This is a genomic window from Eudoraea sp. (assembly GCF_039969275.1).
GTDB lineage: Bacteria > Bacteroidota > Bacteroidia > Flavobacteriales > Flavobacteriaceae > Eudoraea.
The window spans coordinates 40,951-53,533 of the sequence record NZ_JBDVOC010000007.1 but is presented as its reverse complement, the minus strand read 5'-3'; the positions used below and the strand labels follow the sequence as shown (position 1 = coordinate 53,533).

General features: G+C 38.4%; 10 protein-coding genes. 2 read left to right on the top strand and 8 right to left on the bottom strand.

Annotated features, from left to right (window positions below; all coding sequences use genetic code 11):
• Positions 1 to 12 precede the first annotated feature (12 nt).
• The 4 genes from ABJH90_RS04840 to cphA form a co-directional block, all read right to left on the bottom strand.
• On the bottom strand, positions 13 to 285 hold the full coding sequence (locus tag ABJH90_RS04840; protein ID WP_348137077.1) for a hypothetical protein: 273 nt from the start codon (positions 283 to 285) through the stop codon (positions 13 to 15).
• Positions 285 to 950, bottom strand: a complete 666-nt coding sequence (locus tag ABJH90_RS04835) for a Crp/Fnr family transcriptional regulator (protein WP_348137075.1) — start codon at positions 948 to 950, stop codon at positions 285 to 287. The genes ABJH90_RS04840 and ABJH90_RS04835 overlap by 1 nt, the downstream gene beginning before the upstream one ends.
• Before the next feature lie 210 nt (positions 951 to 1,160).
• The gene (locus ABJH90_RS04830; RefSeq protein ID WP_348137073.1) at positions 1,161 to 2,507 is read right to left on the bottom strand and encodes a sugar porter family MFS transporter; all 1,347 of its coding nucleotides are present in this window, start codon (positions 2,505 to 2,507) and stop codon (positions 1,161 to 1,163) included.
• Positions 2,508 to 2,606: 99 nt separating this feature from the next.
• Positions 2,607 to 5,234, bottom strand: a complete 2,628-nt coding sequence (gene cphA, locus ABJH90_RS04825; RefSeq protein ID WP_348137071.1) for a cyanophycin synthetase — start codon at positions 5,232 to 5,234, stop codon at positions 2,607 to 2,609.
• A gap of 166 nt (positions 5,235 to 5,400) precedes the next feature.
• On the opposite strand from cphA, the gene ABJH90_RS04820 reads away from it, so the two are divergent.
• Positions 5,401 to 6,264, top strand: a complete 864-nt coding sequence (locus tag ABJH90_RS04820) for a cyanophycinase (protein ID WP_348137069.1) — start codon at positions 5,401 to 5,403, stop codon at positions 6,262 to 6,264.
• Here ABJH90_RS04820 and ABJH90_RS04815 read toward each other — a convergent pair.
• A complete protein-coding gene (locus ABJH90_RS04815; protein WP_348137067.1) occupies positions 6,261 to 7,196 on the bottom strand; it encodes an isoaspartyl peptidase/L-asparaginase in 936 nt (311 codons plus the stop codon). The genes ABJH90_RS04820 and ABJH90_RS04815 overlap by 4 nt on opposite strands.
• A 15-nt stretch (positions 7,197 to 7,211) precedes the next feature.
• Entirely contained in the window at positions 7,212 to 8,195 is a 984-nt protein-coding gene (locus tag ABJH90_RS04810) for a YpdA family putative bacillithiol disulfide reductase (RefSeq protein WP_348137065.1), read from the bottom strand.
• Positions 8,196 to 8,449: 254 nt separating this feature from the next.
• On the opposite strand from ABJH90_RS04810, the gene ABJH90_RS04805 reads away from it, so the two are divergent.
• Positions 8,450 to 8,875 carry a CBS domain-containing protein gene (locus ABJH90_RS04805; protein ID WP_348137063.1) on the top strand — a complete coding sequence of 142 codons (426 nt, stop codon included), beginning with the start codon at positions 8,450 to 8,452 and terminating at the stop codon, positions 8,873 to 8,875.
• On the opposite strand, the gene rpe is transcribed toward ABJH90_RS04805, so the two are convergent.
• Both rpe and ABJH90_RS04795 read right to left on the bottom strand, forming a co-directional pair.
• Positions 8,872 to 9,534, bottom strand: a complete 663-nt coding sequence (gene rpe / locus ABJH90_RS04800; RefSeq protein WP_348137061.1) for a ribulose-phosphate 3-epimerase — start codon at positions 9,532 to 9,534, stop codon at positions 8,872 to 8,874. The two genes, ABJH90_RS04805 and rpe, sit on opposite strands and share 4 nt — an antisense overlap.
• Positions 9,535 to 9,616: 82 nt before the next feature.
• Positions 9,617 to 12,271: a hypothetical protein gene (locus ABJH90_RS04795; RefSeq protein ID WP_348137059.1), complete on the bottom strand. Its 2,655-nt coding sequence runs from the start codon at positions 12,269 to 12,271 to the stop codon at positions 9,617 to 9,619.
• Between the last annotated feature and the right edge of the window lie 312 nt (positions 12,272 to 12,583).

Below are 12,583 nucleotides of genomic sequence, written 5' to 3'. Positions count from 1 at the left end.
TTAGAATTTAGATTATTTTTTATATGATATTTCACAAGTAGGACATTCTGAGCCTTGTACGGCACTTTTTAGTTTTATTCCATCTAAATGGGTTACCATAAAGTCCTGTATAAAAGCATACTTTCTTTCTTTATTATTTACTCCAATCTGGGCGTCCTTAAATTTTTCACGGATAAGGTTACCATATTCCTGATCTCCCCAACAATTGGGGCAAACCCCTTCGGGAACTTCATCAAATTCATCTGTTTTTTTAGTTTTAAAAAGATTGCTGAAAAAATTTCTCATTAGTTTACTGTTTTTGGAATGGAAATGTATTGAGTGCTATACTCAATATGTCCAATTTTTCTAAGATTACTTACTGTATTGCTAACTGTTTGTCTGGACGTATTGGTAAGATTGGCAATATCTTTATGTGACAATAAATTTTTAGCTACCAATTGACTTTCCTGCTCCTTGCCAAATTCTTTAATATAGGAAGTAATAAATTCAGTAATTCTTGTAGTACTATCTTTATAAAGCAGGTCGCGGAGTCTTCTTTCCAATCGTTTTATTCGGATACCATAAATTTTTAAAACCGCATTTTTCAAAGTCTCATGTTCTTCCATAAGATTCTCCATCATATCAGATTCAATATAGCATATTATGCAGTCTTCCAAAGCTATCGCGCATTCTTCAGCGTCCCTTTTTTTATCATATAAGGACAATTCTCCAAAAATATTTCCCTTTCGGACAATGTACTTTACAATATCGTTTGAGGAGTCAATAATCTTGACGCTTCCTTGCTTTAGAAAGAAAATACTCCTGTTATCTCGATTATTCATTTTTATTACCTGACCTTTATCCAGGTTTTCCATTTCGAGGATAGAGCACATATGCATCATGGTAGGTTTTCCCAGCTTTTGGAACAAATCAAAACCTTCCAAAAACCAATATTTTGTTAGGGCACTCATTTTCAAATAAATTACTTCCTAGTAGTTTTAAAAGTACTGAAATTTAATCCGGCAGATGTGAGAAGAATTTTAAGAAATTACTTTAGACGACATTAACGCACAGAAAGTACTGGAAGATAAGAATCACAGTTGAAATTTGATAATAAATTTAGGCAACCAATTCGTTAACCTGTTCCTGGCCTAATTCTTTTTTATACAATGCAATTAATCTTATTTGAAATCTCCTCCAGATTTATCCTTCTTAGTTCTTGTAAGCGACTTGCTTAATTCTTCCAGTGGCACCCCCTTGGTCTCAGGCATAATAAAGGCCACAAAAAGAAGCTGTAAAAACATCATAAATGCGAAAAATGTAAATACAATTCCGGGGCCTATAGTAGCAAAGAGAATAGGAATTAATGAAGGCACAACAGCTGCGAGAATCCAATGCACAGAACTTCCAAAGCTTTGGCCGTATCCTCTTAAATGATTAGGGAATATTTCTGAAATAAACACCCAAATTACAGTACCTTGTCCAATTGCATGGGCTGCTATAAACAGGAATAAAAAGAATGCTACAGAAATTCCTTCCCAGTTTAAATAAAATGCACAGGCTACCAGAGATAGTGCTATAATATATCCAATAGAGCCGATATACATTAATTGTTTTCTCCCCATTCGGTCAATCAGGTATATTCCCAAAAGGGTGAATAACATATTGGTTACCCCTATACCAATACTACTCAACAGGGCGGTGCTGGCACCCAGGCCAGCTTCTTCCAATATTCGTGGAGCATAATAAAGAAAAGCATTGATTCCCGAGAGTTGATTAAAAAAGGCGATGCAAAAAGCCAGTATCAATGGAAATCTATATTTCATTAAGAAAATGTTTTCCCCTGGAATCGTACCTTCACTTTCCTTTTCGATTTCCAGCATCATGTGTTCTGAATCCATGCCAGGATTTATAACTTCTAAAACTGTTTTAGCCTCATCAACACGGAGTTTAGACAACAACCACCTAGGACTTTTTGGAATTGTCAATGCGAATACGGTATAAATAGCTGCCGGGATGGCTTCAACTCCTACCATCCAGCGCCAGGCATTTTCCCCAATTCCATTTAACAGGTAATTTGAAAAAAAGGCAATCAGGATACCAAATACAATATTAAACTGATATAAACCAACAAGTTTGCCTCGATCCTTAGCAGGAGCAATCTCTGAAATGTAAGCAGGAGCGGCGATTGTTGAAGCCCCTACCCCTAATCCACCAATAAATCTAAAAATGGCAAACGTTATAGGATCACTTGACAAGGCAGAGCCCAAAGCCGAGATTGTATAAAATATACCTATCCATATAAGGGTATTCTTTCTGCCGAGTTTATTTGTGGGGATACCGCCTAATAATGCGCCAATAACAGTGCCCCAAAGTGCCATTCCTATTACTACTACTCCATGAAACACATCGGACGAACCCCACAATGCTTGAAGTGTTTTATCAGCACCGGAAATAACAACGGTATCAAAGCCGAAAAGAAACCCGGCTAAAGCTGCCGTAATTGACCAAACCCATATTTTTTTCATTTGAATATTTCTTGAGAAAACCACGGGTTTCGCCCGGTATTTTTATTTATGATAAACTCTAAATAATGAACAGGTATTTAAAAACAGATCACCAATGCCCTAATTCATTTCGCCATTTGCCTCCTGATCTTTTAAATGTTTTACAAGGTCCAGCGCATCCGGCACCACATCGCTGCAGAGCACTATAAGGGATCCTTTTTCCGCATGAGCCACCGCGTGGGTAATCGCTTCTTTTTCTGAAGGAATAATGGTAGTTTTTTTATTGGGATCCTGTTTTTTAATTCCCGCATCCAGCATATTGATTAGGTCCTTTTCCGATTTACCTCTCAAATTTTTATCCTGTCTGATAATAATCTCATCAAACATTTCCGCCGCTATTGTTCCCATCTCATTATTATCTTCTTCTCTGCGGTCCCCAATACCTGCTATGATCCCTACTTTTACAGTAGCTTCCAGATTATCTGTAAACTTTTGCAAGGCACGCATACCTGCAGGATTGTGAGCATAGTCTAATAATATGTCAAAGTTGTTAAACTTAAACAGATTTAAACGCCCGGGAGTACTTGAGGCAGATGGGATAAATGTCTCCAGGGCCGCTTTCGTATCTTCAATACTGATGCCCTGAACATTGGCAGCTATTATAGCCGGAAGAATATTTTGAATCATAAAAAGAGCCTTCCCGCCATAGGTCAATGGAATATTTTCTGCCTTCATTAACCGCATTTTCCACTCACCTCTGCAAAGGGTTACATAGCCATTCTCATAAATGGCAGTTATTCCCCCAATTCTTTGTAAGGCTTGAATCCTAGGGTTATTTTCATCCATGGAGAATAGCGCAAGATTACAATTTATGTTTCTCCGCATTTCATATACCAAATCGTCATCGGCATTTAGAATGGCATAACCATCAGGCAACACCGTTTCCGGAATAACTGCCTTAACCCTGGCGAGTTGTTCAATAGTATGTATGCCTTTTAAACCCAAATGATCTGCTGAAACATTGGTAACAATGGCAACATCACATTTCTTAAAACCTAAACCGGCTCTTAATAAACCACCTCGTGCACATTCCAGTACGGCAAAATTGACAGTAGGATCCTTCAACACAAACTCTGCACTTGCCGGGCCAGTGCAATCTCCTTTCATCAACATCCTATTTTGAATATAAACCCCATCACTTGTCGTATAACCTACCCTTTGTCCATTCATTTTAGCGATATGAGCAATAAGCCGGCTTGTCGTAGTTTTACCATTTGTTCCGGTAATAGCAATAATAGGTATCCTGCCTGTGTCGCCTTTTTGAGGGAATAATTTATCTACAACAGGAGCGGCAACGTTTCTTGGCAACCCAGAGGTTGGTGCCAGGTGCATTCTGAAACCGGGCCCTGCATTAACTTCCAAAACCGCACCACCTGTATCTGAAAGTGGCTGGCTAATATCACTGGTCATTATATCAATTCCACATATGTCGAGGTCGATGATCTTTGAAATCCTTTCCGCCATTGACACATTGGCAGGATGAACGATATCTGTTAGATCTTCTGCAGTACCCCCGGTGCTTAAGTTAGCAGTATCCTTTAAAATTAATCGCTCCCCTTCTTTTAATACGGAGTCTACAGTATAGCCTGCATCTGTAATAATCGTTTTGGTTAGATCATTTATTGTTATTGCAGTAAGCACTTTCTCATGGCCATATCCCCTTCGTGGATCTTTATTCACTTCCTCAACCAATTCCTCTATAGTTGATTTTCCATTACCTACAACATGAGCAGGAGTACGTTTCGCCGCGGCAACAAAATTGTTGTTAATGACCAAAAGCCTGTAATCTTCGCCTGTAATATATTTTTCAACAATGACCCGTCTTGATACTTCTTTAGCCACTTTAAAGGCCTCAAGCGCATCCTCATATGAATTGATATCTACTGTAATTCCTCTGCCGTGATTACCGTCAATAGGTTTAATAACCAGAGGGTATCCCACATAACGGCAAGCATCTTCCAAACTGCCTTCACGGCTGATTATATCACCACGAGGGACTTCAACCTCGGCCTGTTCTAATAAATATTTAGTGTCTTCCTTATCACATGCTAATTCAACTCCTATACTACTGGTCTCACTGGTTACGGTGGCCTGTATCCTTTTCTGATTGGCACCATACCCAAGTTGCACAAGCGAATATTTGTTTAACCTTATCCATGGTATCCCACGACTTTTTGCTTCCAGAACTATAGACCCGGTACTTGGTCCAAGTCTTTCAGATTCCCTGAGTTCTCTCATTCGTTGTATGTCATCTTCGAGATCATAAGGCTCAGCAGCAATTAATGCTTCACATATACGAACAGCAGCTTTAGCAGCATATCTTCCTACCGTTTCTTCAATGTATGAGAAAACAACGTTGTATACCCCTTTTTCCCCATATCCGCGCGTTCTTCCGAATCCGGTATCCATATCTGCCAATGTTTGGATTTCCAGGGCAATATGCTCAATAACATGACCCATCCACGTTCCTTCATCTACCCGCATAAAAAAACCTCCTTCGCATCCTTCTGAACATCTATGCGAGTACATACTTGGAAACATCTCGCGAATACGGTCTGCGAATCCATCTATTTTATTACTTGGTAATTCTTCCATTTCTTCCAAATCCAGGACCATTACTATTAGTCTGTGACGGCGAATAGACCAGTAATTTGGTCCCCTCATGGCATTTATTTCTCTTATTTTCATGACCTTAGATTTTATGGCTTTTAACCGCGGATTTATAAGTTGACAACAAGCCTTCGAATACGATTCTTACTGTTGAAATGAGTTTAATAAGTTCTTTGTAATTTCATAAATATATGACATTTTTTATAACAATAGCTGTATTTTTGCTTCCTAAATACCAAAAAGTATGACGGCAAATGGAACCTTAATTCCCATTGGTGGAAATGAGGATAAAGGGACGGAATCAGGAGAGTCGTTTCACCTTGAATTTATTCAGGAAAGTATCCTCTCCAGAGTTGTAGGTGAGAGTGGGGGTAAAGAAGCACAAATTGTTGTTATTCCAACTGCCTCGAGTATTCCGAAAGAGGTAAGTGATAGTTATCTCAGGGCCTTCGATAAATTAGGATGTCGAAAGGTACATATTATGGACATTCGAGATAGGAAAGAGTCTGAAAACCCAAAGAATCTGGAATGGATTGGAAATGCACAATGCGTGATGTTTTCAGGGGGGAACCAATCGAAAATCACTTCAAAAATTGGCAGCACTAAATTACATGAAGTGCTCATAGAACGTTATAAAAAAGACTCTCTAGTGATTGCTGGCACCAGTGCCGGCGCCATGTGCATGTCCAGTGAGATGATTGCAGGCGGCAGCAGTACAGAATCATTTATAAAAGGAGCAGTAAAAATGGATACCGGTATGGGATTCATTTCCAATTTAATCATAGACTCTCATTTTATTCGTCGAGGCCGTTTTGGACGACTTGCGGAAGCCGTGGCTAAATATCCGGATATGATGGGGATTGGTCTTGCGGAAGATACAGGACTGGTTATTAAAAATAGCAGCACTTTTGAGATAATAGGTTCTGGGATGGTTATTATGTTTGATCCAAGAAAACTTAAACACAATAATGAAAAGGTTCTTGAGAAAGGCACCCCTATGTCTCTGATTAATCTTAAAACTCATGTGTTGGCAAATGGGGACCGATTTAATATGAAAATGGGTAAAGTAAAAGTATTACCTCTTGATGCTCCTTTTCCAGCCTCTTAATTCATATAAATACTGATTTGATCTGTGCCGTCTGATGATTTGCAGGCCCTATACATGCCTTCCGTGTTAAAAGGCATAGAAATATTACCAAGGGCATCAACAGCAATTAAACCGCCATCTCCTCCTAACTTCAATAAACGATTTTGGATAAGTTCCTCTGCGGCATCCTGAAGCGATAGATTTTTGTATTCCATCAGACAGGACAAATCATAGGCAACAACTCCTCTGATAAAATATTCGCCACTACCCGTACAGGAAACAGCACATGTTTTATTGTTGGCATAATTTCCGGCTCCAATCATCGGACTATCGCCAACTCTGCCAAATCGCTTGTTGGTCATGCCTCCGGTGGAAGTTGCAGCTGCAAGGTTCCCGAAACCGTCACAAGCTACCGCACCAACAGTTCCAAATTTCGAATCCTTATTTGCTGCAGAATGGTCTAGTTGAAAACCCTCAGTACCTCTAAGCTCCTGCCATTGTTGGAATCGAAGTTCATCATAGAAATATTTCTCGTCTTCAAGAGGGTATTTCAGTTTATCCGCAAATTGCATAGCACCTTTAGAAGCAAGGAAAACATGATCGCTTTTTTCCATAACATCCCGTGCCAGACTTATAGGATTTTTTATACCACTTACCAAAGAAACTGCTCCTGCATTAAGGGTTTTTCCATCCATAATGGAAGCATCCATTTCATGTTTTCCTTCGGAAGTAAAGACACTTCCCTTACCTGCATTAAACAAGTGTGAATCTTCAAGTTCTTTAACAGATACCTCAACTACTTCAACTGCAGATGCGCCAGATTCTAAAAGCATATACCCTCTGTTTAAGGCGCTTTCTAAAACGGCTTTATATAAGCTTTCTTTTTCAGGAGTCATCATTCCCCTTACAAGGGTTCCGGCGCCTCCATGAATGGCCAGGGAAATTTTTTTCATGCGCTTGAATAACTCTTAATTACCGATTTCGGATCTTTTTTTCTGTATAATATTTTCAATAATGATCTTTGCATGTACTCGGGAATTTTCAATAAACCATTTATGAGTTTCCATGCCTCCGCAAATAACACCTGCAAGGTAAATTCCTTTTATATTGGTTTCCATGGTTTCCGGATTGTAATTTGGTAATTTTTTCTCATCCTTTGATAATTCAATTCCTACATTCTCCAGAAATTCAAAATTTGGAGTGTATCCGGTTAAGGCCAGGACAAAATCATTTTCTATATTAATTTTTCCCTCAGGGGTTTCCAGCTCAATTTCTTTTTCGCGAATTTCCTTCACTGAAGTGTTATAATAGGTCTTAATACTTCCCTCTTCAATTCTGTTCATAATATCCGGGCGAACCCAGTATTTAACGCGCTTGCCAACTTCAGGGCCTCTGATAATCAGCGTAACTTCAGCGCCTTTTCGCCAGCACTCAAGGGCGGCGTCAATCGCTGAATTACTTGCTCCTACCACCGCCAGTTTTTGACTCGCATAGAAATGAGGATCCTTGTAATAATGAGATACTTTTGGGAGTTTTTCCCCGGGAACCTCCAGGAGGTTTGGAAGGTCGTAAAATCCTGTGGCAATAGTAATATTATTAGCTGTATATGTATTTTTATTTGTTGCTACTTTAAAATCTTCTTTCTCTTTTTCTATAGTCTCAACTTTTTCGAAGAGGTGAAGCTTCAACTTATTGGAAGTAACAATTCTCCTGTAATACTCCAAAGATTCATTGCGTTTTGGTTTTGCCTCGTTGCTTATAAAAGGAATTTCATCTATTTCCAGTCGTTCTGAAGAGGAGAAAAACTGCATGTTCACGGGATAGTTAAATAAGGAATTAACTATAGGACCCTTCTCTATAATCAGGTAGCTCAAACCGTTTTTTTGAGCTTCGAGTCCGCAGGCTATTCCTATCGGTCCACCACCAACAATCAAAAGATCAAATTTATCCATATGTTTCCTAATAATAGAGGTAAAATTTAGTGAGAATATAGGTAGACGCAAAGCTATGTAATTTATTCTTAAACTTATTAAAGAAAGCAAGTTAAGCCAATATGGTTAACAAATTAAGTAGCATTATATTAAAGAATCAGAATCTCAGAATTAATAAAAAGAATTAAATTATAATCATAACTAACATGACTTTTATCATTCTTTTTGTTTTTGATTAAACTGATCTTTATTAAATAATATTTAAATTGAAAGTCATGAATGTACAGATTGAGCTCCCCATTTCCAGTATAATGACCACTAACCTTATCACTCTTAATGTAAGGGAAGGCTTGGATAGAGCAGAGCACTTATTAAAAAAATATAAAATACGACATATCCCGGTACTTGAAAATCAAAAGATTGTTGGGATGATAAGTTTGAATGACATACTACGTATCAGTTTTGCAGATGGGGCTTACAGGGAAGAGGATAGTATTTCTTCCTCTATATATGATATGTTCACTATCCGACAAATGATGATAAGTAACTTAGAAACAGTTACACCGGATACAACAATTAAAGAAGTTGCAGAATTACTTATAAAAAGGGAATATCATTCATTACCCGTTGTTGAAGATGGTTTTCTAAAAGGGATGGTGACTACCACAGATTTAATTCAGTACCTTCTTAAACAGTGTTAAGTATTTGCAAGCTTAGAAATATTTGATATTGTAGCAGTAGGATCCTGTGAGTTGAAAACAAAACTTCCTGCAACCAAAACATCTGCACCAGCCTCTACAAGGGCTTTCGTATTATCTGCATTTACTCCGCCATCAATTTCTATAAGTGTTTTGGCCTTTTTTTCATTAATTAGTGCTTTCAATGCCCTTACTTTAGCAAATGTATTTTCAATAAACTTCTGACCTCCATAACCCGGATTAACGCTCATTACACAAACCAGGTCTATCTCTGCAATACTGTCTTCCAGGAGGCTTATATTGGTGTGCGGATTAAGAGCTACACCTGCCTTCATGCCTTCCGCTTTAATAGCCTGTATTGTTCTATTCAAATGTGGACAGGCTTCATAATGCACTGTCAGTATATTGGCGCCCAAAGAGGCAAAAGATTTGATATATCTATCAGGATCAATAATCATAAGATGAACATCAAGCGGCTTGGTCGCATGCTCAGCAATGCTTTTTATCACAGGCATTCCAAATGAGATGTTTGGAACAAAAACTCCGTCCATAACATCAATATGGTGCCAGTCTGCCTGACTTGAATTGACCATTTCAACGTCTCTTTGTAAATTCCCGAAATCGGCCGCAAGTAATGAGGGTGCTATAAGTTTATTGTTCATTATTTAATGACTGAAAATATTTTGATACAAAAATAAGTATTCATTATGGTTTTATGCTGAGCCATTAAATATAACTGCTAATTTATTCCTGATTCTTATTATAAATTTCATTCGATTCATCGGCTCCACTTAGCAGATAGGCAAAAAGATCGGTAATTTCCTTTTCGTTTAACCTATTGAGTAAGCCAGAAGGCATTGGAGAAATTGGTGACAACTCCTGTTTTATTACAGAGGATTTGGACAATTGAACGGTATATGATGTATTTAATGGATTGGGCATTATTTTAATAGAATCCGTACTTTCCGAAAGAATTCTGCCGGCTATTTTTTTGTCATTATCCAAATGAAAAAGGGTAAAGGCATATTGATCGGAAATGTCATCATTAGGGCTGTATATGGAATATAACAAATCATACCTTCCAAACTTTGTAACTATCTGGGTTAAATCTGGTCCGGTAGCACCTCCTTCACCTCTCATGCGGTGACATAAAACGCACAAGGCTGCCTGATATGCCCTCTGGCCATCGGCAAAAGTTCCATTATAATCATTCATTTTATCACTCCAAAGAAACTGATTGATGGTACTACCTGAATAATTTGATCCTGGACCAATTGGTTGTGGGAGGTTTTCCACAACAGTGTTAGGAGAATAGACGCCGGAAAGTTCTTCAAAATATGCTTTTTCTTCATTTGGGACATTTGACATTGCCTGTAGCCTTACATTTTCCATGTAAGCTTTAAAACTCATTCCGCCTTTAGCACTTAAGACATCGTAAAACCACAGGAAGTATTTCTCCCGCAGTACTTTGTTCCAACCTTCTGTGGCATGGCTTAACAGCATCCCGTAAAAAATGGCTTCACCAGGGGGCATTTTTGCGATTACTTCCCTAATTAGTGGCCCGTATTGTTCACTTCTTAATGTAGTTTCCTCTGAAAGCATCTCACTGGAAGTGTTAGTCTTTTCAGCAGTGTGTTTTTCTAATAAATCAATAAGAATTTTTACTGTACCACCTTCATTTAAATAGAGCATAATTTGCGCAAGCTCTCTGTTTATGGCGTTGTTTGAATTGGGAAAATAAGGTTTTAATTTTTTAATAGCCGCCTGTCGAGACTGACTTCCCGGCTGCCCCATCCGGATAAACAGAAGGGAATAATTTCTCAAAAGGTCTATTTGCTGCTGTTCATCCAGCCCTTCCCAATTGATTTGATTCAATTTTTTCAGAATCTTATCCTGATCTCTTTTATCTCCCTGTCTTGCTAACGCAATCCCGGCTTCAATCACTTTTACTGATGATTCTTCAGAATAGAACCTTTCCTGCCATCCTTCCGTAGAAAGGTTTTCCAGGGCAATTCGAGATGCATATCTTATAAATCTGTCTTCGTGATCGAGATTGTTCCACGCTGTGGATATAGCTTCTTCAGGATTAATTGCGGAATAATTTTCTAATTGGTGTCTAAGCTGTCTTAATTCTTTTCCGCTATCATTCGGCTTACTTTCTAATTTTGAAATATCTCCGTCATAACTTAGGCGATATAAGTGTGAATCCAGGCTTCTGCCACCAGTAGCAAAATAAAGGTTGCCATCAGAACCTGCAATCATATCAGTTAATGGTAAAGGCGTGCCTGATAAAAATTCTTCTCTTGTTGCAGAGTAACTACTTCCTTTGGGTATGAGGTTAGCGAAGTAGATTGTCCCAAAACTCCAATCCATAATAAAAAGTCCGTTGCCATACTTCGAGGGAAATTTCAATTTTCTACCAGCCAATATGGCCGTGGGAGAGCCCTGTTCAAGATTATGGACAGCTGGTAAGTTATCCGGGTAGTAATCCGGCCATTTTCCAGATCCTGTCCGCCATCCATATTCACTTCCCGGAGTAACATGACATATTCGGGTTGGCCTGTACCATGGCATTCCTATGTCCCATTCCATGTCGGCATCATAGGTAAATAATTCTCCATCCTGGTTAAATGCCAAATCAAAAGGATTTCTATAGCCTGCAGAGATAAGTTCCCAGTTTTCTCCTGTAGAATCAAATTTTGCTACCCAACCACCCGGTGCTTTTATGTCATTGGCGTGCCCGCGTGCATCCAGATAGGGGGTAAACAGATTATCTTCTCCCCAGTTTGTCGGTAGTCGGCTATTATTTTTCAGGCGTTCCGGTATAATAACGTGGTTTCCAGCAATAAAATAGATAGATTCACCATTTGGGCTTAATACAAAGCTGTGTGGCCCGTGCTCACCGGCTCCTTCTAATTGCAGGAGCATGCTCACATCATTAAGTTGGCCATCTCCGTTTGAATCTGTAATTCTGTAAATACCGCTCCCTCTTTGGTTTTCATCTTCGGTGTCATCTTCCCAATTTTTATTGACAGCTACATACAGGCTATTAAATGCCCACAAAAGGCCATGGGCTTCGCCAATATCAAGATCCAAGCTGTCTACTTTTGCTGTTTGGACTAGATCACCTTTTTCAGGCATTTTAAAATAATAGATCTTACCACGCTGATCACATGCGTAAATTATTTTGCCGGCACCTTCTGCCAGGGCAACCCAGGAACCTTGCATATTCGCACTGGGGTGATAAATTTCTTCGAGTACAAAATTTTCGGGTAAATTAAATTTGATTTCAGAAGTATCATTTGTTTCCTCAGTTGAATTATTCTGTTGGCAAGAAATAAGCAAACAATAAAAGGCAACGCAAATAAATCTAACTGATATTAAAGAAAGTCTTTTCATAGATTTCAATTTAAATGATTACTTCATTTAGCGGTTTACTTTCCATAAATATACAGAAATGTGTCGGTACAAATAGTTGAAACTAAAATCAATTGGGAAAAGTAACCAAAAGAATCTTCAATCAACAAAAATTAATGAAAATCCATGGTAGTTATGAGGAGGGAAAAAGAATCACTTTTAAAAAGAATCAATTATTATTGATCGTATTATAATAAAATGAAAAACTCCGGTAATCAGCCGGAGTTTATTCATCAATCAAAAAACGAACAGTCATGATAAACTGTTGTTACTGTCACAAATTACAATTTTTAT

Bases quoted from the DNA above. Each gene is read 5' to 3' on its own strand.
- ABJH90_RS04795 (WP_348137059.1), bottom strand. From the start codon at position 12,271: ATGAAAAGACTTTCTTTAATATCAGTTAGATTTATTTGCGTTGCCTTT.
- ABJH90_RS04830 (WP_348137073.1), bottom strand. From the start codon at position 2,507: ATGAAAAAAATATGGGTTTGGTCAATTACGGCAGCTTTAGCCGGGTTT.
- rpe (WP_348137061.1), bottom strand. From the start codon at position 9,534: ATGAACAATAAACTTATAGCACCCTCATTACTTGCGGCCGATTTCGGG.
- ABJH90_RS04810 (WP_348137065.1), bottom strand. From the start codon at position 8,195: ATGGATAAATTTGATCTTTTGATTGTTGGTGGTGGACCGATAGGAATA.
- cphA (WP_348137071.1), bottom strand. From the start codon at position 5,234: ATGAAAATAAGAGAAATAAATGCCATGAGGGGACCAAATTACTGGTCT.
- ABJH90_RS04815 (WP_348137067.1), bottom strand. From the start codon at position 7,196: ATGAAAAAAATTTCCCTGGCCATTCATGGAGGCGCCGGAACCCTTGTA.
- ABJH90_RS04840 (WP_348137077.1), bottom strand. From the start codon at position 285: ATGAGAAATTTTTTCAGCAATCTTTTTAAAACTAAAAAAACAGATGAA.
- ABJH90_RS04805 (WP_348137063.1), top strand. From the start codon at position 8,450: ATGAATGTACAGATTGAGCTCCCCATTTCCAGTATAATGACCACTAAC.
- ABJH90_RS04820 (WP_348137069.1), top strand. From the start codon at position 5,401: ATGACGGCAAATGGAACCTTAATTCCCATTGGTGGAAATGAGGATAAA.
- ABJH90_RS04835 (WP_348137075.1), bottom strand. From the start codon at position 950: ATGAGTGCCCTAACAAAATATTGGTTTTTGGAAGGTTTTGATTTGTTC.